The organism is Veillonella parvula, from assembly GCF_024461875.1.
GTDB classification, from domain to species: Bacteria; Bacillota; Negativicutes; order Veillonellales; family Veillonellaceae; genus Veillonella; species Veillonella parvula_I.
Genome location: NZ_JANGAL010000053.1, coordinates 1 through 264 on the forward strand (window position 1 = coordinate 1; position 264 = coordinate 264).

General features: G+C 48.9%; 1 pseudogene. It reads right to left on the reverse strand.

What is annotated here, in order from left to right:
• Window positions 1–264, reverse strand: a pseudogene (fusA, locus tag NE668_RS09830) (elongation factor G); the annotation flags it as partial.

A 264-nucleotide genomic window follows, 5' to 3' on the forward strand; every position in this document is an offset into this window, starting at 1 on the left:
GATCCCTGCTTCATTGCATCCTTGAATGCAAGAGAACCAGCGATGTGGAATGCCATCTCACTGGAATCGACTTCATGGTAAGATCCGTCGTATACGTTTGCGTGAACACCTACAACCGGGAATCCGCCGAGGATACCTGATTTCATAGCTTCTTCGATACCTTCGCCTACAGCCGGAATGTATTCCTTCGGAATCGCACCGCCGACTACTGTGCTCTCGAATTTGTATGTCTCCTCACCGTTGACATCCATAGGCTCGAATTTT